This window comes from Parahaliea maris, from assembly GCF_008064665.1.
GTDB classification, from domain to species: Bacteria; Pseudomonadota; Gammaproteobacteria; order Pseudomonadales; family Halieaceae; genus Parahaliea; species Parahaliea maris.
The window spans coordinates 733,841-753,356 of the sequence record NZ_VRZA01000001.1 but is presented as its reverse complement, the minus strand read 5'-3'; the positions used below and the strand labels follow the sequence as shown (position 1 = coordinate 753,356).

Below are 19,516 nucleotides of genomic sequence, written 5' to 3'. Positions count from 1 at the left end.
AAGGGCTTTCGTTCCCGGGGGTGCTGTGGTTATTATGTCGGCCTGCGGGCAGACGCTTCCCGGCGCCGCCTTTCAGATTGCGGGTATCGTATAGTGGTATTACCCAAGCTTCCCAAGCTTGAGAGAGGGGTTCGATTCCCCTTACCCGCTCCATTCCTTTCTGTTCCGACGCTTGTCGGCAGCGGGTTCAGGGTGGGTCCCGTTTTTACTGTTTTTGCTGATGAGCCCATCAAGCGCCCCGCGTCTTATAAACCATAACCATAACCATAATCAGGAGGGTCATACCATTTACGCCTTTACTGTAGAAAAAACCCTTGAGGCACCGCTGGAGCAGGTCTGGGCAGTGGTAGCGGATTTCGGCAACCTGGACTGGTTCGATGGCGCAGAGCGCGTGGAACAGGTCGGGGAGGGCGTCGGCCAGGTGCGCCGCGTATTCATGCCGGGGGCCGAACAGCCGGTGGAAGAGAAACTGCTCGCCCTGGACAGCGACCGGCACAGCATTGAGTACGAGGTGCTCGAGGGAGCCGTGAATGTGATGCAGGGCTACCGCGTGGTGGCCAGTCTCGAAGACGCGGGTGAGGGCAAGACCCGGGCTCGCTGGGAGGCGGGTTTTACCGGCATTACGATCGAGGGGCTTGAGCCCGAGACGATGATTGCCGCCATGACCGATATGTACGGCGGCATGCTGGACGCCATTGCCGCCGAGGCAAATACCCGATAGTGCCTGCAGAGCGCCCGGGGAATCCCCGGGCGCTCGGGGACTACATGCTGGCCAGGGTGGTCTCGAGTTCGCTGACCATCTGTTCGAACACCGCCAGTGCCGCGTGGATCGGTTCCGGGGACGTCATGTCAACGCCCGCTTTCCGGAGCAGTTCAATGGGGTAGTCGTTGTTGCCGGAGCGGAGCATCTCCAGGAAGCGCTCACGCGCCGGCTCTCCCTCTTCCAGAATTTTCCGGGCCAGTGCATTGGCTGCCACGAAGGACGTGGCGTACTGATACACGTAGAAGTTGTCGGTGCGCAGGAAGTGGGGAATCCGGCTCCATTCGCTGGCATTCAGTGGGTCAGCTTCGACGGCGTCGCCATAGTAAGTGGCGAACACGTCGGCATAGAGTGCATTCAGGCTTTCCTTGTTCAGTGCCTCACCGGCTTCGACCTTGGCATGGGCCTGCATTTCGAAATCGGCAAATGACGCCTGGCGGAAAAAACCACCGCGGAACTGGTCGAGATAATGCTGCAGCAGGTAGGCTTTCTCGGCCGGGGTCTGCGCTTTGATCAGCATGTTCTGGAACAGGATGGCCTCGTTGGTCATGGAGGCGATTTCGGCAATAAAGATTCGGTAACTGCCGTAGATGTAGGGCTGTGTATTGCGCGTCATATACGAGTGCAGGGAGTGGCCGTACTCGTGTGCCAGTGTGGAGACGTCACCCAGCGTGCCCGCGTAGTTCATCGACAGGTAGGGCTTGGAGTCATACATGCCCCAGGAATAGGCTCCGCCGCGCTTGCCATTGCTCTCGAAGGCATCAACCCAGCCTTCGTCAAAACCCTTCCAGTACAGTGCCAGGTACTCGTCCCCCAGGGGGGAGAGGGCCTCGGCGACGATGCGCTTGGCGTCTTCGAAGTCGATGTTCTCGTAGGTGGAGTCGACCATCGGGGCGTACATATCCCACACCTGTAGTGTGTCATAGCCCAGGTGTTTGCGGCGCAGTTCCAGGTAGCGCTGCAGTGGCTCGGCGCTTTCCCGGGCGACGCTAATCAGGTTGGTGTACACCGATTCCGGAATAGCATTGCTGTAGGTTGCCGCTTGCAGGGCTGAATCAAAGCCTCGTGCCTTCGCTGCGAACACCCGCCCTTTTACGTGGCCTTCATAGTTGGCCGCCAGCATATTGCCGTGCTTTTCGTACTCCGCGAACAGGGATTTCCACGCCCGTTCCCGGTAGGCCCGGTCCTTGCTGGTCAGGGCGGCGCCGTACAGGCCCTTGGTCAGGGACACGGTTTCTCCCTCGTCGTTCTCGATTTCGCCGAATTCGAGGTCGGCGTTATCGAGGGCACCGAAAACGCTGCTGAATTTGCCCAGTGGGTCCGAGGCCATGGCCAGCAGCGTTTCCTCCTTCTCACTGAGGGTGTAGGGTCGCATGCGCGACTCTTCATCGAGATAGTGGCGGTAGATATCCAGGCCGGGGGTGGCCTCCACCATCGCGAGCAACTTGTCTTCGGGGATGGCCACCAGTTCCGGGGTCATGAATGCCGTTGCGGTCTGCAGCTCCGCACTCAGTCCCTGGGCACGGGAAAACCGCGCACTGTCCTCGCCCACGCGCATGTCTTCGAAGGACTTGAGTCCGGCGTAAACGTAAAGCCGGCCCAGCAGGCGTGACAGTTGCTCGGACTCCCGGATGGCCGCCAGCAGGGTTTCCCCGTCATCTGCGAGGTGGCCCTTATACTTCTCAATTGCCGGTATGGCGTCCTGCAGGCGTTTGACGTCAGCCTCCCAGGCTGCGGTACTGGCGTACATGTCGCTCAGGTCCCATTTGTATTTGGCGGGAATGTCGGCGCGCTCCCGGGCCTGGGGGAAGGCTGGCAGGGTGACGGCGCCGAGCGCCAGGGCCAGTACAGACCGGCGCAAAAAGAGTTTCAGCGGCATTGAGCTCTCCGTTGGCTGAAGATGACAGGGGTTATTGATTGAGGTGAGGGGTATTGCCTTTCAGCAGCTCGGCTGCCCAGTCCTCCAGCAGGCGGAATGTGCCTGTCGGGTCCGTGCGCTTGAGATCCAGCAGCTGCATTTCCGGTCCCTCTCCGACGTCGATCTCCTCGACGCCGTTGGCGAAACCGTCAGCGATCACGCGGGCACAGGTGGCGGCATCCATGCCCGCTTCGATGGCCGGGTCCTCCTTGCCGACGGGTTCGCCGGTTGCGGTCAGGGCATTGTGGCCAACCGCGGTGCGGATTGATCCGGGTACGATGGTGGTCACGTTCAGGCCCAGGTGGGCCACTTCCACCCGCAGGGCGTCGAAGAAGCCCATGACCCCGTGCTTGGCGGCAGAGTAGCCCGTGCGCATTGGCGAGCCCACCTTGCCGGCCACGCTGGAGGTGACAGCCAGGGTTCCGCTGCCCTGCTGTACCATGACCGGAAGCACCTGTTTGGTCAGCGCAATCTGCCCCAGCAGGTCTACGGCGATGATCTTGCGGTAGACCGCCATGTCGGTGTCGACACACAGTGAGCGCTGGGACATGCCGGCGTTGTTCAGCAGCAGGTCGATACGTCCAAAATAATCGACCACCCGTCCAACGGCACCGGGCATGGCCGCCTCGTCCTCCACGTCCAGCGGCAGCACCAGTACCTCCTCCATACCAGCACCGGCGTCGATACACTGCTGTTGGACAGCCGCCAGTTGTTCCGGACGCCGGGCCGACAGGACCAGCCTGGCACCCCGGCGGGCGGCCTCGACGGCAAATGCAGCGCCGATGCCGGAGGAAGCTCCAGTCACCCAGACCACGGCGTTGTCGAATTGAAAGGATTTGTTATTGTCTGGCATGTACGGTGTTTCCTGTCGGGGGCGTCAGCCCTGTTGCTTGAGTTTTTCGGCGTGTTGCCGGGTGAGTTCCAGGTAGCGGGGCGTGAGCCCCACGTCTTCATAGATTGGATCGCCTTCTTCGTCGTGGGCGATGACCTTGTTGCCTTCGATATAAGGCAGGTGAGATACCACGTCATCGAGTGCAGCTGACAGCAGTTCGGTGATCAACTGCTCCCGGGTCCGCAGCGGAAACATCTCAGCCAGTGCTTCGACTCTGGCAGCGTCCGCAAGGGGAAGTTGCACACTGTAGCGCTCCTCGGCCATCTCGGCTCCAGCTTCCTGTGCCCAGAGAGATACCAGTTCCCGGATGTCCATCGTTACCTCCAACTGTGTCGCTGGCGGCCTCGCGCCGCCTCTTTTCATCCTAGCACGCCTGCCGCAAGCGGTGGGTAATCCCGGCATCGACTATGCTTGTTGTCTGTGTGTAATGGGGCCGGATTTGCTACTGTTGGGGAACCGGCCCAACCCGGGCGGGGTCTGAATCCCTGAAACAGGCAGGAGATCGTGAATGAGTACAACGGAGCCAGAAAATAACAGTGACGACAGCATGCGTGCCATGCCCGAGGACAAGTACGGAGACGAGTCCCGGGGTGGTAGGGGCGGGTTTCCCGTCAAGCCGCTATTGCTGGTGGTGGTTATCGGTGTCGCGCTCTTTTTGCTGTTTTACCCGGGTGGTGAAAAAGAAACCCCTGAGCCGGTGCCGGAGGCTCCGCCGCCGGTAGCGGCGACGCCTCCCGCGCCGCCAGCGGAAGATATTCCCCCGCGCGAAGTGACGCAGGTTGAAGTTCCCGAAGAGCCCAACATGGTCGTTGCACCGGTACCGGCAGAGCCTCCACTTCCAGAGCCCGGCGACAGTGACCCACTGATGCGGGAGCAACTGCAGGCCGTTGGAACCGCTGGCGAGTTGCAGGGCTTTAATGAGGGCGACCACCTGCTCGACCGACTGGTTGCGCTGGTGGATGGCGGCAGCCGCGGTGTGCTGTTACGCAAGATCCTGCCGATGAAGGCGCCCAGTGAGCCCTTCCCGGTCGAGGTGGTCGATGACACGCTCTTCATGGACCTGGCCGGTTACGAGCGCTACGACAGCTACGTCGACTCGGTGGTCGCACTGGACACCGCGACGATCGTCGACAGTTTTCATAGCCTGCGGCCACTTTACGAAAAGGCCTACGCCCAACTCGGCCTGCCGGCAGGCGACCTGGACAACGCCGTGATTGGCAGCCTCGACCGAATCATTGGCACCCCGGAATTCAGTGAGCCGCTGGAATTGCGACACGACTCGGTGATGTACAGCTTTGCCGATCCGCAACTGGAGGACCTGAGCCCTCTGCAGAAGCAGCTGTTACGAATGGGGCCGGATAATACCCGGCGCCTGAAAGAAAAAGCGCGTGAGATCCGGGCGGGGCTGCTCAACCAATAGTCAGCCGGTAGGCTGAAGCGCGGTACCGCCCGCCTGTTGCCAGGCGGGCGGAGTGTTGGTTCTCTAGAGGTAGGCCTGGACGACCTCGGCAATGGCGGTGTCTATTTGCCCGGTCGCGTAGTTGCCCAGACGCTCGCGTATCTCTGCCGGGGTATCGTAGCTCACCGTGGCGCCGGCGCCCGCAAACATGATCGCGTTGGGCAGCAGGGGGTGATCAATGTCATCCCTGACCTCCAGTTCAGTCGGGTTGCCCGCCGCGGCGAACCAGCGCTCGAGGTATTCCTTCCAGCTCAGGTTCTCATCACCGATAAGGTAGGCCTTGCCCCCCTCGCCGTTCTCGAGGGCGCCGGCGACGGCTTGGGCGACCGACTTCGATGTAATGTGGTTGGTGCCACCCTTCGGCGCAAACACCGGCATGTCCGGAATATTACCCGCCGCATAGTTCACCAGCGCGCCGATGTGCGGTACCTGGGTGCCCGGAATGTGTCCCAGCACGAAGGGCAGGTCCAGGGTGCAGACAGTGAAAGTGTCGCTGTTGAGGGCGCGAACGGCTTTGTCGGTATTGGCCCTGGAGGTGACATAGGGACACTCCCCGATACGGTGTGCGGCAACGTGTGGGTAGAACGTACCGATGTAGACCACCCGGGAGATGCCGGCATCGCGGGCAGCTTCCAGAGCCCGGGGTACGGCGGTATCGTTGGCTTCGCGATAAACCTCCTCAGGCGTTCTGGAGCCGTCCATGGGGACATTGCGGATGTCCGCTGCGGCGGAAAACACCAGGGCGTCGAAACCCGCCAGCCGGCCATCGCCGAGGTCGTCGTTGATGTAGTCGCCAGCGACGAAGGGCAGTTCCGCCAGGGCGGGTGCGACGGGGGGCTTGCGTGACATGATGGTGACGTCGTGGCCCAACTCGGCCAGGTGGAGTGCGGCTTCGCCACCAATCAGGCCGGAGCCCCCGATAACAATAACTTTCACTGTGCTCTCCTTATTCTGTTGTGTGCTATTTCTGCAGGTTGAAAACAGGGAAGGACGAGCTTACCCAGACTGCGTCCCGCCAGATAGGGCCCGCGCGAGCAATCAGTTCACCCACTTGTACCCGACGCCAGCTTGGTGTCGCAGCGGCGCCGGTTGACACCCGATAGGCGGCTGCCACACAGTCTTACCCAGCCTTGCGAACGGAAGCGCCCATGCCCTATCTCGAACTGTCCCTGGCCCTGGTTTTACTCATCGCGACGCTGTGCCAGTGGCTGGCCTGGCGGGTGCGCCTGCCGGCGATTCTCTTTCTGCTGCTGGCGGGCCTGGTACTGGGGCCGGTATCCGGGTGGCTGCAACCGGATGCGGTATTCGGTGACCTGCTGATGCCCATGGTGTCGCTGTCGGTGGCGATCATCCTGTTCGAGGGTAGCCTGACCCTGAACATCGCCGAGATCCGCGGTGTGAGCCAGGTGGTGCAGCGCATGATTTCCGTCGGTGCGCTGGTCACCTGGGTGATCGTGGCGGCGGCCACCCACTATATATTTCGTTTTTCCTGGCAGATCAGCGCGCTGTTCGGGGCTGTGGTGATCGTGACCGGACCGACAGTCATCGTGCCGATGCTGCGCTCGGTCCGCCCCACTCGCAAGGTGGCCAACATCCTGCGCTGGGAGGGCATTGCCATCGACCCCATCGGGGCGTTGATGGCCGTGATGACCTACGAGTTCATTCTCGCCAGCAGCGAGGGCGAGGCCTTCAGCCACGTATTGCTGTTGTTCTTTCAGACGATTGCGGTGGGACTGGTAGCGGGGCTGGCCAGCGGGTTTGTGCTGGGGCGGCTGCTGTCGCGTGACTGGCTGCCGGAATACCTGCACAACATGACCACCCTGTGCCTCGTGCTGCTGTCATTCAGCGCCGCCAATGCGCTGGCGCACGAGTCCGGGTTGCTCGCGGTGACCGTGATGGGCATGTGGCTGGCCAACCAGCGGGATGTGGATATCCACCCCATCCTCAATTTCAAGGAGCATCTCAGCCTGTTGCTGATATCGGTGCTGTTCGTGGTGCTGGCGGCCCGCATCAACCTGGACCAGTTGGCCGAAATCGGCTGGCAGGCGCTGATTTTGCTGGCGGTGCTCCAGCTCCTGGCGCGCCCGGCCAAGATCCTGGTCAGCACCCTGGGGATGGATGTGAGCTGGCCCGAGCGCGGACTGCTGGCGTGGATAGCGCCCCGGGGTATTGTCGCTGCAGCAATCTCCGCGCTGTTTGCGGAAAACCTGATCGCGATTGGCTATGAAGAGGCCGCCTTGCTGGTGCCGCTGACCTTCACGGTGATTATCGGTACCGTGGTCCTGCAGAGTGCGACCGCCCGTTTCGTAGCCCGCGCCCTGGGGGTGACCGAGCCGTCCCCCCGGGGCTTCCTGATCGTGGGTGCCAACGCCTTTTCCAGGGCCGTGGCGCAGGCCCTGAAGGAGCACGACTTCCGCTGCGTGCTGGCGGATTCCAGCCGGGAGGATATCCGCACCGCGCGCATGGCGGGGCTGGAAACCTACTACGGTAATCCGGTGTCGGAGCACGCCGAAATACACCTCGACCTGTCTGGTGTGGGCGGGCTGCTGGCCATGTCGCGTCAGCGCTACGTGAATGTCATTGCCGCCATCCACTATCGCCAGGACTTCGGTGCCCGACGCATCTACCGCCTCGCTTCGGACCTCTCGCGCCGGGTGTCGGAAAAACACCAGGTCAGCCAGGGGTACCGGGGCAGCCAGTTGTTCGGCGAAGACGTGACCTATGGCGACGTCATCCGCCTGATCAATCGCGGCTGGGAAATCCGCAGCACCCGCCTGACCGAGGAATTCGGTTGGGAGCAGTACCGGGTTCGACACGGGGAAGATTGCCTGCCGCTGTTTGTGATCGACGGCAAGGGCTGGATCACACCCTTTACGGCGGGAGAGGTACTGGAGCCCACCGCCGGTTGTACAGTGCTGTCACTTCTTCCTGATACGGCTTCGGGGGACGACTGAGGGTTGCAGCTGCCGCTGCCGCCGTACTCCGACTTCCGAATCCACAGGTCAGTTAATCGCAGGCCCGGTTATGTCACATCCCTCAAATGGGGCAAATTGAGGGCAGGGGGGAAATTCATGCCTGGCTGGTATCGGCCTCCCATACCGGGCCGGGAAAAGTACTTGCCAGGGGCTGGTGGCTTGTTACCTCTCCAGTGTTTCATTGGGCGCCAAATGGAAGACGGTGGTGTGAAAGCGTGAAAATGTCACAGGCATCACCGCCGCGTCATCGCCTATAGTCGTGACGCCGCAAGACAAAAATGTTCGGCTCCGCGCCGGCGAATAATTGTGCTAACTAAAAATCATTACAGGAGCGCATACCATGCCGCAATCCATGTACAACATGGCCCAGAAACTTATTCCCCTGGCCGTTGCATCGGCCGTATTGAGTCAGCCTGTTGCTGCGCAGCTTGAGGAAGTGGTGGTGACCGCCCAGAAGCGGGTGGAGTCTCTGCAGGACACCCCGCTGTCTGTTGCCGCCTATAGCGAGGAGATGCTGGAAACCCAGGGGATTGCGACCCTCGGTGACCTCAGCATTCAGGCCCCGAGCCTGCAGAGTTACGATTTTCCGACATCCACCAGTAATATCTCACTGTTCGTTCGAGGCTTTGGCAACACCGACTCCCAGACACTCACTATCGACAATCCCGTAGGGGTCTATATCGACGGCGTGTACATCGCGCGTACCTCCGGCGCAACGATCGATGTACTGGACCTGGAGCGGGTGGAGATTTTGCGCGGGCCCCAGGGCACCCTGTTTGGCCGCAACTCCTCCGCCGGCGCCATCAGCTTTATCACCCGCAAACCTGCCGAGGAGTTCAAGGGGCAAATCGAAGGCGGTTTCGGTAACTATGGCCAGTGGGACGGTGGCATCACCATCGACGCGCCCATTGCACCGACCCTGCGTACCAAGCTGAGCTATTCCGCCTCCGGCATGGACGGATGGGTGGAGAACAAGGGCCCCAACCCGGTGCCCGGGCAGGACACCAATGACTTCTACGAGAAGGAGCAGGAGGGCTATCGCCTGGCGGTGGCCTGGGACGCCCTGGACAGCCTGACCGTGGAGTACAGTTACGACCACGCGGAAATCGACAGCACCGCGCCCTACTACCAGCAGGACCCCAGCAAGCGCCAGGAGAGCACCAGTCATCTTTTCCTTGGCGGTGGTGCCTACAAGTACGTGCTGCCGGAATCCGATACCACGCAGGAAGGCCACAACCTGACGGTCAGCTGGGATGTCAGTGACAAGCTGACGCTGAAATCCATCACCGGTTACCGGGAGATGGACGAGTATGCGATCCAGAACTGGTCCGATACCCTCTTCTTTGCCACCGCCCTGGACTGGTCGACCGAGGCCTTCAGCCAGGAGTTCCAGGCCCTGGGCAGTGCCTTTGACGACCGCCTGGACTATATCCTTGGCTACTACTACTTCCAGGAAGATGGCGACAAGGCGGAGGAGCAGTTCACCAATGCCATCCAGACGCCCACGTTCGATGCGCTGGCAGACCCACTGGCGTCGACTTCGATCCTGTTGGGAGGCACCAACCTGGGTATCCACACCATCGATACCGACCTCGAATCCCAGGCGGTATTCGGCCAGGTGACCTTTACCCCGGATATCCTGGATTCCCGCCTGTCCCTCACCGCGGGGCTGCGCTACACCGAGGATGAGCGTGAGGCCACCCGCGGTGTAGACCCGACCAACCCCAGCATCCAGTTCTTCCCCGGCTCCAACAAGCTGGATTACGACCGCACCGACTATACCCTGGTGGCGGACTTCGCTATCAACGATGACATGAGCGTGTATTTCCGCACGGCAACGGGTTACCGCGCTGGCGGCTCGGGAGAGCGAACCCTGGACTTCAGCCTGACCTTTGCTGAAGAGGATAACGTCAGTTACGAAGTGGGCTTCAAGTCCGAGTTGCTGGACCGTCGCCTGCGGATCAACGCCGCCGCCTTCGTCACCGACTACGACGACCTGGTGCTGACCATCAGTGGCCGGCCGCCACTCTTTGCCTCCTATGTAGAGAACGTGAACGCTGGCGAGGCGGAGTACCAGGGTTTCGAGATGGACGTTATCGCCCTGCTGGGTGATAACACCACCGTGAGCTTTAACTACGCCTATCTGGATAGCGAGCTCAACAAGGTGATCGTGCCCGACAACAGCTTCCTGCTCTCGGGGCCCCCCGCCAGCGCTGTGGACTTGCGAGGCACCGACATTACCGGCTCGACCTTCGTTCCCTTCGCGCCGGACAACGCCTACTCGATTGCACTGGATCACAGCCTGCCACTGGCCGGCGGCGCCAGTCTCGACTTCCACCTGGATTACGGCTGGCGTGACGAGCTGTTTTCCCAGGCCGGCATGGGCCTGCCCGTGGAATCGCTCGGCCTGATGGGTGCCCGCATTGCGCTCACCGACTGGCAACTTGGCGGTACCTGGTTGACCATTGCCGCCTGGGGCAAGAACCTGACCGATGAAGAGGAAGTGGTCTACAACCTGTCCAATTTCGGTTTCCAGTACAACACGCCGCGCACCTACGGCGTGGATTTGAAGCTGAAGTTCTAGGCCTCTGCGCCGCTAAATCGAACCCCGCCCCGGCGGGGTTTTTTTGTGGTCGCTACAGCGCTTGATCAGGTGTGTATATATGCTTCTGGAGTTCGTCTACTGTCATCACCTTGCCACAGTACCGGGCACTGTAACCGGGCAGGTCCTCTACTGCGGCATGGAAGTCGTCGCCGCGGAGCAGTGACAACAAACCGTGTATCCCCGGGTGCCCCAGGCTTTTTCGATGACAGGCCATGAGGTAATGCTCCTGGGCGAGAGGAATGAAGTCGAGACCAAACTGGCGCGCTGCAGCCTCCACGCCGAAGCCCGCATCGGCCATGCCGGCGGCGATGTAGGCCGCGATTGCCGAATGGGTGAACTCTTCCTGTTCGAAGCCCGCGATGTCCCGGCTGCGTACCTGCGCTTCCTGTAGCAGAACGTTCAGCAGAGCCCGGGTGCCGGAAGTGGGCTCGCGGTTGATGAAGCGCAACCCGCGCCCGGCCAGATCCGCCAACTGGCGGATTTCACTCGGGTTGCCGGCCTGAACCATCAGCCCCTGTCGCCGGGTGATGAACTGGATAACGCGATGACTTCTCGGCCTGAGTTTCCTGAGTATTTTGCGCGCCACATCGTCACCCACTCCCAGCGGCAAATGGAAGCCCGCCACATCGCAGGCGTTGCGCTCCAGGGCCGCGAGTGCGTCGTGGGGGCTGCAATACTGCAGGTCCAGTTGCAGGTCCCTGCAAAAGCGCGGCAGCAGGGCCACGGCGTAGCCGTGGCTGGCGTGCAGGCGCAGGGCGGGTTTGGCGCCTTCCAGCAACTGTTCGATCTCGCCATTGATTTCCAGGCTCAGGCTTTCCAGTTGCGGCTCGAGCCGGGCGGCAACGCGCTGTTCCGCCCACAGCAGCTTGTGCCCCAGGGGCGATAGCAGGGTGCCGCGCCCCCGTCGCTTTTCCACCAGCGGGGTCTGGAAGAAATCGCCCCACTGCTGCAGCAGGTTCCAGGCATGCCGATAGGACAGGCCACAGTCCCGGGCGGCGTCGGTCAGCTTGCCGTCGCGGTGCAGGGCCCGCAGCAGGGCGAACAGCTTCGGGTCCAGCTGGCTGCCGCTGCCATCGGTAAAGAACCACGCGGGTGAAAGTTGTAGATGTCTCATAGGCAATATACTGCATATTTTGTCTAGCAATGGATACTGGTAGTTTAACTGCCAATAAATCCTTTGCATTGATCTATATATGAATTTTATTGCATATATTGTTGCCCCAGTCCGAGGCCTGCCGTGACCTTTACTTCGCCAACGGATGCGCGTGTGCAGCAACATATTGCGGCGCACCGGGAGCGGCCGGGTGCATTGCTGCCCCTGCTCCACGCCCTGCAGGACGATTTCGGCTTTATCCCCGAGAGCGCCCTGGCCCCGATCGCCGGCGCGCTGTCGCAGACCGTCGCCGAAGTGGCGGGGGTGGTCAGTTTCTACCACCACTTCCGGCGCACGCCCCCGGGCGACGCGGTATTGCAGCTGTGCCGTGCCGAAGCCTGCCAGGCAGCCGGTGCGCGCGCGCTTGAAGCGCACGTCAAACAACGCCTGGGTGTGGACTATCACCAGACCAGCGCGGATGGCGCTGTGACTCTTGAGCCGGTGTACTGTCTTGGCAATTGCGCCTGCGGCCCGTCGGTACGCATCGGTGACAGGGTGTACGGACGGGTTTCGCCCGAGCGCGCAGACCAACTGCTGGACGACCTGCAGACCCAGGTCGTTGAGGTGCGGGGATGATGTCAGGCAAAGCAATGACCCGAATTTACGTGCCCAGCGAAACGACGGCACTGTCGCTGGGGGCTGACGAGATCGCCAGTGACATCAGCGCCGTACTGGCGTCACTGGAACAGCCGCCGGAACTGGTACGCAATGGTTCCCGGGGCCTGTTCTGGCTGGAACCCATGATCGAAGTAGAGACCGGCGCTGGTCGCATCGCCTACGGCCCGGTCACCCCGGAAGATCTGCCGGGCCTGCTCGAGGCGGGATTGCTCGAGGGCGCGCAGGACCACCCCCTCTGTCTTGGTCCCACCGAGGAAATACCCTACCTGGCGCAGCAGCAGCGGCTCACTTTCAGCCGGATCGGCGTCGCTGACCCCCTGTCGCTATCGGCCTATGAGGCGGGCGGTGGTTTCGCCGGCCTGCGCCGGGCCGTGGCGCTGTCGCCGCAAGCCATCGTCCAGCAGGTGACCGAGTCCGGCCTGCGCGGCCGTGGCGGCGCGGCCTTCCCCACCGGTATCAAATGGCAAACGGTGCTCGACGCCGGCGCCGGCCAGAAATACATCGTTTGCAACGCCGACGAAGGTGACTCCGGCACCTTTGCCGACCGCCTGGTGATGGAGTGCGATCCCTACCTGCTGATCGAAGGCATGGTCATCGCCGGGCTCGCGGTGGGTGCAACCGAGGGCTATATCTACCTGCGCTCGGAATACCCGCTGGCCCTGCACCGATTGAATGCGGCGATCGAGCGGGCCGTTGAGGCCGGTTACCTTGGGGCGGATGTCTGTGGCTCGGGCCGGGCCTTTGCGCTCGAGGTGCGGCTGGGCGCCGGCGCCTATATCTGCGGCGAGGAAACCGCCCTGCTGGACAGCCTCGAAGGCAAGCGCGGCATGGTCCGGGTCAAGCCGCCCCTGCCGGCCATCGAGGGCTTCCTTGGTCGCCCGACGGTGGTGAACAACGTGCTGTCGCTGGCGGCGGTGCCCTATATCCTCGAGCGCGGGCCAGAGGCTTATGCGGCCTGTGGCCAGGGCCGCTCACGCGGCACCCTGACTGCCCAGCTTGCCGGCAACGTCGAGCGTGGCGGCCTGGTCGAGCTGGCTTTCGGCGTGACCCTGCGACAACTGATCGAGGACTTCGGCGGCGGCACCCTCAGCGGCAGACCCCTGAAAGCGGTACAGGTCGGCGGGCCGCTGGGCGCCTACCTGCCGGAATCCCTGTGGGATACGCCGCTGGACTATGAGGCGTTCGCAGAAGTGGGGGCCATGCTCGGCCACGGCGGTGTCGTGCTGTTCGACGACAGCGTGGATATGGGAGAGCAGGCCCGTTTTGCCATGGAGTTCTGCGCGGTGGAGTCCTGCGGCAAGTGCACGCCCTGCCGAATTGGCTCGACCCGCGGTGTAGAGGTGATCGACCGCATCCGCGCTGGCGAGTCACCCGAGGCCAACCTCGAATTACTCGAAGACTTGTGTACTACCATGATAGATGGGTCCCTGTGCGCGATGGGCGGCATGACGCCGTTCCCCGTGCAGAGCGTTACCCGCCATTTTGCCGACGACCTGGCGCCCGGCGCAGCCCGGAGAGACTGACATGCTCGCCTATTACGATCCCCAACAAGCGCTCGACCCCGAGAAGGACTACGGCACGCCCCCCAGTGTGAGTGCGGAAACCGTCACCCTGACCATCGACGGGGTCGAGGTTCCGGTGCCTGCGGGCACCTCGGTACTGCGCGCCGCCAGCCTGGCGGGCATCACCATTCCCAAGCTGTGTGCCTCCGACAACCTCGAGGCCTTCGGCTCCTGCCGGCTGTGCGCGGTACAGATCGAGGGCAAAAAGGGCCTGCCCGCCGCCTGCACCACACCGGTGGAAGAGGGCATGGAAGTCCACACCCGCACCGAGCGGGTTGCCACCCTGCGCCGCAACATCATGGAGCTGTACATATCCGACCACCCCCTCGACTGCCTGACCTGTCCCGCCAATGGCGACTGCGAGCTGCAGGATATGGCGGGGGCGGTCGGGTTGCGGGAAGTGCGCTACGGTTTCGCCGGCGCCAATCACCTGTCTGCGGAAAAGGACGAGAGCAATCCCTACTTCACCTTCGACCCGAGCAAGTGCATTGTCTGCTCCCGCTGCGTGCGCGCCTGCGAGGAAGTCCAGGGCACCTTTGCCCTGACTATCGACGGGCGCGGCTTCGAATCCAAGGTGGCCGCCGCTGGCGGGGAGGCTTTCCTCGATTCCGAATGCGTATCCTGCGGCGCCTGCGTGCAGACCTGTCCCACGGCCACGCTGATGGAGAAGAGCGTGATCGAGGCGGGGCAGCCCACCCACAGTGCCATTACCACCTGCGCCTACTGTGGCGTTGGCTGTTCCTTCAAGGCGGAAATGCAGGGCGAAACCGTCGTGCGCATGACACCCTGGAAAGGTGGGGCGGCCAACCATGGCCACTCCTGTGTGAAGGGGCGCTTTGCCTTCGGTTATGCCACCCACCCGGACCGCCTGCGCCAGCCGATGATCCGCGACTCCATCGACCAGCCCTGGCGCCCGGTCGGCTGGGAGGAGGCGATCAGTTTTGCCGCCAGCCGGCTCAGGGCCATCCAGGACGAATATGGCCGCGACAGCATTGGCGGTATTACCTCCTCCCGCTGCACCAATGAAGAGACCTACCTGGTGCAGAAACTGGTGCGTGCGGGCTTCGGCAACAACAACACCGATACCTGCGCCAGAGTGTGCCATTCACCTACGGGTTATGGCCTGAAAACCACCCTGGGAGAGTCCGCGGGCACCCAGACCTTCGACTCGGTGATGGCGGCAGACGTCATTGTGGTGATTGGCGCCAATCCTACCGACGCCCACCCCGTGTTTGGCTCGCAATTGCGCCGACGATTGCGCGAGGGGGCCGAACTGATCGTGATCGACCCGCGTCGCATCGACCTGCTCGCCACCCCCCACCGGGGCGGCGCGCAGCACCTGGCCCTGCAGCCGGGTACCAACGTGGCCATGGTCAATGCCCTGGCACATGTGGTGGTGACCGAGGGGCTCGAAGACACCGACTTCATCGCCCGGCGCTGCGACGCGTCAGCCTATGGGGCCTGGCGCGATTTCATCAGCCAGCAGCGCAATTCACCGGAGGCCACCGAGGCCATCACCGGGGTGCCCGCTGACCTGGTCCGCCAGGCCGCGCGCACCTATGCCCGGGCGGGTAATGGAGCGATCTATTACGGCCTGGGCGTAACCGAGCACAGCCAGGGCTCCACCATGGTGATGGGCATTGCCAACCTGGCCATGGCTACCGGCAACATCGGCCGCGAAGGTGTCGGGGTAAATCCCCTGCGCGGCCAGAACAATGTCCAGGGCTCCTGTGACATGGGCTCCTTCCCCCACGAATTGCCCGGTTACCAGCACGTGTCCGATGCCCAGGTGCGGGCGCGCTTCGAGGCCGCCTGGGGCGTGCAACTGGATGACGAGCCGGGCCTGCGTATCCCCAACATGTTCGATGCGGCTCTGGCCGGGCAGTTCAAGGCGCTGTATGTACAGGGCGAGGATATCGCCCAGTCGGACCCGAACACCCAGCATGTGGAAGCGGCCCTGCGCTCACTGGACTGCCTGATCGTGCAGGACATCTTCCTCAACGAGACGGCGAAATACGCTCACGTGCTGTTGCCCGGCTCTTCTTTCCTGGAAAAAGACGGCACCTTCACCAACGCCGAGCGTCGCATCAACCGGGTGCGCAAGGTGATGACGCCGCTGGCGGGCAAGCAGGACTGGGAAGTCACCGTGGACCTGGCGAACGCCCTGGGCTATCCCATGCACTACCGCCACCCGTCCGAGATCATGGATGAGATCGCCAGCCTGACGCCCAGTTTTACGGGGGTCAGCTACGACAAGCTGGAGCGCCTGGGCAGTATCCAGTGGCCCTGCAATGATGCGCATCCGGATGGCACGCCCATCATGCATGAGCAGGATTTCCCCATTGGTCAGGGGCGCTTCGCAGTGACTGAATTTATTCCCACCGACGAGCGCGCCACCCGGCGTTTTCCGCTGCTGCTGACCACAGGCCGCATCCTGTCCCAATACAACGTGGGTGCCCAGACCCGCCGCACCCACAACCAGCAGTGGCACGACGAGGACATCCTGGAACTGCACCCCGAAGACGCGGAATTGCGCGGCGTGCGCGATGGCGACTGGCTGGGTATCACCAGCCGTGCCGGACAGACCGTACTGCGCGCGCGCATCAGCGACCGCATTCCGGTGGGCGTGGTCTACACAACGTTCCACCATCCCGGCAGCGGGGCAAACGTCATCACCACCGACAGTTCCGACTGGGCCACCAATTGCCCCGAGTACAAGGTCACGGCGGTGCAGGTGGAAAAGGTCAGCCAGCCTTCGGAGTGGCAGCAGCGTTTCCAGGCCTTTGATCGTCACCAGCGGGAGTTGCACCGCGGCAAGCGCTCGCGTGATTCCCGTGAGGCACAGTCACCCCAGGTACAGCCACAGAAGGCCGAACTATGAGCCGCTTTGGTGAAGCCGGAAAGATAAAGCCCCTGCCAGGTATGGGGCAGGGGGCGCACGCCGGTGGTTCGGCGTTGACGGCCACCGTGGATGTCCGCGAGCACCATGCCAGCGACCGCAGGCTCGGAGAGGACCAGATCGCCCAGGAAATGCCGGTCGCGCTGGTCTATAACGGCGTTTCCCACGCGGTGATGATGGCGACTCCGTCGGAGCTTGAAGCGTTCGCACTGGGTTTTAGCCTGACCGAGGGCATTATCAGCAAGCCCGAAGAGCTCTACAGCTGCGACGTACAAGCCAGGGATCGCGGCATCAGCCTCGAACTCGAGATTGCTGCGGAGCGTATGGCGGGCTTGCGGGAGCGCCGCCGCAACCTGGCCGGTCGTACGGGCTGCGGGCTTTGCGGTGCCGAATCCCTGGCGCAGGCGATGGGCCCTGTGGCGCAGGTAACGGCACCGGTACTGACCGACGCGGCCGTGCAGAAAGCCCTGGGCCAACTGCAGTCCTTCCAGCCGCTGCAGGCTGAAACCGGTGCGACCCACGCGGCCGCCTGGTGCCGTCTGGACGGCACGATCGAAAAAGTCAGCGAGGATGTAGGGCGACACAACGCCCTCGACAAACTGGTTGGCTTCCTGGCCCGCCACGGGCGGCTGGGCAGTGACGGCTTTGCCCTGATTTCCAGCCGCGCCAGTTATGAAATGGTGCATAAAAGCTGTGCCGTCGGCATCGGTGCCCTGGTGGCCGTATCTGCCCCCACGTCGCTGGCGATTGAGGAGGCGCGGCAATCGGGCCAGCTGTTGATTGGCTTTGCCCGACAGGGGCGTCATGTCATCTACAACGGTTTCCGGACCGCAGAGGGACGGCAGCGCCGGGAGGATGAGGAGTGAGCCGCACGCAGATGCAAAGCCTGGTCCATATGGCCAACCAGATTGCAGTAAACCTGGAGCACGGGCCGGGCGGTGAACACGAAGCAGCCGAGCGGGTGGCAAGCCACCTGCGGCGTTTCTGGAGTCGCGGCATGCGCGAGCAGCTGATCGAGTATGCCGCTGGCGATAGTGCCGGCCTCAATCCGGTCAGCGCCTTGGCTGCGGAGATACTCGCTGCTGACGCGGTGATACCGTAAGCCTCCACGACCTTGCCTGCCTCGGCTTCAGGGGGTGGGCGAATACAGAGTCTCTTTAATTCCCACACTGCGCGCCCGTAAGTGGTTGGCGCACCGTACTCCTATAACCCTGTCCGCAACACAGCGGCTTGCTGCGGCGTTTCGGTTCTACAAAGTGGGCCAGCGCAAACCCCGTCTCATTGGTAATGTAAATCGCCGTTCTTCCTGGTGGGTCAGGTAGCTAACGCCAAGGGGATACTTGCGCGCCAGCAAAACATACTGTAAGTTCAAATCCGAAATTTTCAGCAGATCGCTGCTGCCCGGTAGTTTCCCGCGGCGAGACTGACGGGATTGACTATGCTGGCTGAGGCTCTGCCTTCCTTAACCACCGACATCACAAGAGGTGCCACCGTGAGTGACCTGGAACAATTTCGCGCCGAGACCCGGGCCTGGCTGGAGGAGAACTGCCCCCAGTCCATGCGTACCCCGGCCCGGGGCTTCGAGGATATCTACACTGGCGGGCGTACGCCCGAGATAAAGCATCCGGACCAGAAACTGTGGTGCGACCGCATGGCCGAGCGCGGCTGGACGGTGCCGACCTGGCCGGCGGCGTATGGCGGTGGCGGCCTCGACAAGGAGGAAGCGAAGATCCTGGCGCAGGAGATGCAACGCATCAGTGCCAGGCGTCCACTGGACAGCTTTGGCATCTCCATGCTCGGCCCGGCCCTGCTCCAGTTCGGTACCGAGGAGCAGAAAAAGGAACACCTGCCGCCCATCGTGCGCGGCGAGATTCGCTGGTGCCAGGGCTATTCCGAGCCCAATGCCGGTTCCGACCTTGCCAGCCTGCAAACCCGCGCCGACGACCAGGGTGATCACTACATCATCAATGGCCAGAAAATCTGGACCTCCTACGCCGACAAGGCCGACTGGATCTTCTGCCTGGTGCGCACCGACAATTCCGGTAGCAAGCACGAGGGCATCAGCTTTGTGCTGTTCGATATGGACCAGCCAGGTGTGACGGTGAAACCGATCAAACTGATCAGCGGCTCATCGCCTTTCTGTGAGACCTTCTTCGACGACGCGAAAGCGCTGAAGAAGAACCTTATCGGTGAAGAGGGCAAGGGCTGGACCATCGCCAAATATCTGCTGACTCACGAGCGGGAAATGATCTCCAGCTTTGGCACCATGTCTCGGGAATCCCTCGGCCAGCGGGCCGTGCAGACTGTCGGCGCCGATGCCAGTGGGCGTCTGGCCAATGGCGTCCTGCGTCAGAATATTGCCCAGTATCAGCTGGATGCGCTGGTGTTTGCTTACACCATGGCCCGGGTTGGCGATGAGGCCAAGGCCGGGCAGGGCCTGGGCGCCGCGTCATCGATCTTCAAGTACTACGGTACCGAGCTGAACAAGCGCCGCAACGAGCTGAATCTGGCGGTACAGGGTGAAGCCGCCCTGGGTTGGGAGGGTGAAGTGTATGACGGCGGCCAGCTGAGTCGTGACTGGCTGCGCTCCAAGGGTAACTCCATTGAAGGGGGGACCACCGAAGTCCAGTTGAACATTATTTCCAAGCGCGTGCTTGGCCTGCCGGACGCTTGAG

Annotated in this window: 15 protein-coding genes and 1 tRNA gene; 11 read left to right on the top strand and 5 right to left on the bottom strand. The window is 62.5% G+C overall.

What is annotated here, in order from left to right:
• Positions 1-79: 79 nt before the first annotated feature.
• Positions 80-153, top strand: a tRNA-Gly gene (locus FV139_RS03330).
• A 67-nt stretch (positions 154-220) separates the two neighbouring features.
• Positions 221-721, top strand: a complete 501-nt coding sequence (locus FV139_RS03325) for an SRPBCC family protein (protein WP_148066796.1) — start codon at positions 221-223, stop codon at positions 719-721.
• Positions 722-761: 40 nt separating this feature from the next.
• Here the strand turns inward: FV139_RS03325 and pepF are convergent, their stop codons facing one another.
• From pepF to FV139_RS03310, 3 genes are read right to left on the bottom strand one after another with little or no spacing between them, the layout of a single operon-like run.
• On the bottom strand, positions 762-2,639 hold the full coding sequence (pepF, locus tag FV139_RS03320) for an oligoendopeptidase F (RefSeq protein ID WP_148066795.1): 1,878 nt from the start codon (positions 2,637-2,639) through the stop codon (positions 762-764).
• Between the two features lie 31 nt (positions 2,640-2,670).
• Positions 2,671-3,531 carry an SDR family NAD(P)-dependent oxidoreductase gene (locus FV139_RS03315; RefSeq protein ID WP_148066794.1) on the bottom strand — a complete coding sequence of 287 codons (861 nt, stop codon included), beginning with the start codon at positions 3,529-3,531 and terminating at the stop codon, positions 2,671-2,673.
• A gap of 24 nt (positions 3,532-3,555) precedes the next feature.
• Positions 3,556-3,885 (bottom strand): type 1 pili tip component, encoded by a 330-nt coding sequence (locus FV139_RS03310; RefSeq protein WP_148066793.1) that lies wholly within the window; start codon positions 3,883-3,885, stop codon positions 3,556-3,558.
• Between the two features lie 193 nt (positions 3,886-4,078).
• Between FV139_RS03310 and FV139_RS03305 the strand changes: the two genes are divergently transcribed.
• On the top strand, positions 4,079-4,990 hold the full coding sequence (locus FV139_RS03305) for a DUF3014 domain-containing protein (RefSeq protein ID WP_148066792.1): 912 nt from the start codon (positions 4,079-4,081) through the stop codon (positions 4,988-4,990).
• Between the two features lie 63 nt (positions 4,991-5,053).
• On the opposite strand, the gene FV139_RS03300 is transcribed toward FV139_RS03305, so the two are convergent.
• Positions 5,054-5,965, bottom strand: a complete 912-nt coding sequence (locus FV139_RS03300; RefSeq protein ID WP_148066791.1) for an NAD-dependent epimerase/dehydratase family protein — start codon at positions 5,963-5,965, stop codon at positions 5,054-5,056.
• Positions 5,966-6,177: 212 nt separating this feature from the next.
• Here FV139_RS03300 and FV139_RS03295 point away from each other — a divergent pair, with 212 nt between their 5' ends.
• Together FV139_RS03295 and FV139_RS03290 are read left to right on the top strand one after the other, a co-directional pair.
• Entirely contained in the window at positions 6,178-7,983 is a 1,806-nt protein-coding gene (locus tag FV139_RS03295) for a cation:proton antiporter (RefSeq protein ID WP_148066790.1), read from the top strand.
• Positions 7,984-8,344: 361 nt separating this feature from the next.
• The gene (locus FV139_RS03290) at positions 8,345-10,588 is read left to right on the top strand and encodes a TonB-dependent receptor (protein ID WP_148066789.1); all 2,244 of its coding nucleotides are present in this window, start codon (positions 8,345-8,347) and stop codon (positions 10,586-10,588) included.
• A gap of 52 nt (positions 10,589-10,640) precedes the next feature.
• On the opposite strand, the gene FV139_RS03285 is transcribed toward FV139_RS03290, so the two are convergent.
• On the bottom strand, positions 10,641-11,723 hold the full coding sequence (locus FV139_RS03285; protein ID WP_148066788.1) for a substrate-binding domain-containing protein: 1,083 nt from the start codon (positions 11,721-11,723) through the stop codon (positions 10,641-10,643).
• A 123-nt stretch (positions 11,724-11,846) separates the two neighbouring features.
• On the opposite strand from FV139_RS03285, the gene FV139_RS03280 reads away from it, so the two are divergent.
• The 6 genes from FV139_RS03280 to FV139_RS03255 all read left to right on the top strand — a co-directional run bounded on the left by FV139_RS03280 (position 11,847) and on the right by FV139_RS03255 (position 19,515).
• Positions 11,847-12,338 carry a formate dehydrogenase subunit gamma gene (locus tag FV139_RS03280; RefSeq protein WP_148066787.1) on the top strand — a complete coding sequence of 164 codons (492 nt, stop codon included), beginning with the start codon at positions 11,847-11,849 and terminating at the stop codon, positions 12,336-12,338.
• Between the two features lie 14 nt (positions 12,339-12,352).
• The gene (locus FV139_RS03275) at positions 12,353-13,903 is read left to right on the top strand and encodes a formate dehydrogenase beta subunit (protein WP_148066786.1); all 1,551 of its coding nucleotides are present in this window, start codon (positions 12,353-12,355) and stop codon (positions 13,901-13,903) included.
• Between the two features lies 1 nt (position 13,904).
• Positions 13,905-16,823 (top strand): formate dehydrogenase subunit alpha, encoded by a 2,919-nt coding sequence (gene fdhF / locus FV139_RS03270; RefSeq protein WP_148066785.1) that lies wholly within the window; start codon positions 13,905-13,907, stop codon positions 16,821-16,823.
• Positions 16,820-17,707: a formate dehydrogenase accessory sulfurtransferase FdhD gene (gene fdhD / locus FV139_RS03265; protein ID WP_235898505.1), complete on the top strand. Its 888-nt coding sequence runs from the start codon at positions 16,820-16,822 to the stop codon at positions 17,705-17,707. The genes fdhF and fdhD overlap by 4 nt, the downstream gene beginning before the upstream one ends.
• On the top strand, positions 17,704-17,943 hold the full coding sequence (locus FV139_RS03260; RefSeq protein ID WP_213004008.1) for a formate dehydrogenase subunit delta: 240 nt from the start codon (positions 17,704-17,706) through the stop codon (positions 17,941-17,943). Before fdhD ends, FV139_RS03260 begins: the two co-directional genes overlap by 4 nt.
• A gap of 390 nt (positions 17,944-18,333) precedes the next feature.
• The gene (locus tag FV139_RS03255) at positions 18,334-19,515 is read left to right on the top strand and encodes an acyl-CoA dehydrogenase family protein (protein ID WP_148066784.1); all 1,182 of its coding nucleotides are present in this window, start codon (positions 18,334-18,336) and stop codon (positions 19,513-19,515) included.
• The last annotated feature ends 1 nt before the right edge of the window (position 19,516 follow it).

Excerpts from the sequence above, each read along its gene's own strand:
- FV139_RS03285 (WP_148066788.1), bottom strand. The coding sequence starts at position 11,723 with ATGAGACATCTACAACTTTCACCCGCGTGGTTCTTTACCGATGGCAGC.
- FV139_RS03315 (WP_148066794.1), bottom strand. The coding sequence starts at position 3,531 with ATGCCAGACAATAACAAATCCTTTCAATTCGACAACGCCGTGGTCTGG.
- fdhD (WP_235898505.1), top strand. The coding sequence starts at position 16,820 with ATGAGCCGCTTTGGTGAAGCCGGAAAGATAAAGCCCCTGCCAGGTATG.
- FV139_RS03310 (WP_148066793.1), bottom strand. The coding sequence starts at position 3,885 with ATGGACATCCGGGAACTGGTATCTCTCTGGGCACAGGAAGCTGGAGCC.
- FV139_RS03295 (WP_148066790.1), top strand. The coding sequence starts at position 6,178 with ATGCCCTATCTCGAACTGTCCCTGGCCCTGGTTTTACTCATCGCGACG.
- FV139_RS03305 (WP_148066792.1), top strand. The coding sequence starts at position 4,079 with ATGAGTACAACGGAGCCAGAAAATAACAGTGACGACAGCATGCGTGCC.
- pepF (WP_148066795.1), bottom strand. The coding sequence starts at position 2,639 with ATGCCGCTGAAACTCTTTTTGCGCCGGTCTGTACTGGCCCTGGCGCTC.
- FV139_RS03275 (WP_148066786.1), top strand. The coding sequence starts at position 12,353 with ATGACCCGAATTTACGTGCCCAGCGAAACGACGGCACTGTCGCTGGGG.
- FV139_RS03325 (WP_148066796.1), top strand. The coding sequence starts at position 221 with ATGAGCCCATCAAGCGCCCCGCGTCTTATAAACCATAACCATAACCAT.
- FV139_RS03290 (WP_148066789.1), top strand. The coding sequence starts at position 8,345 with ATGCCGCAATCCATGTACAACATGGCCCAGAAACTTATTCCCCTGGCC.
- fdhF (WP_148066785.1), top strand. The coding sequence starts at position 13,905 with ATGCTCGCCTATTACGATCCCCAACAAGCGCTCGACCCCGAGAAGGAC.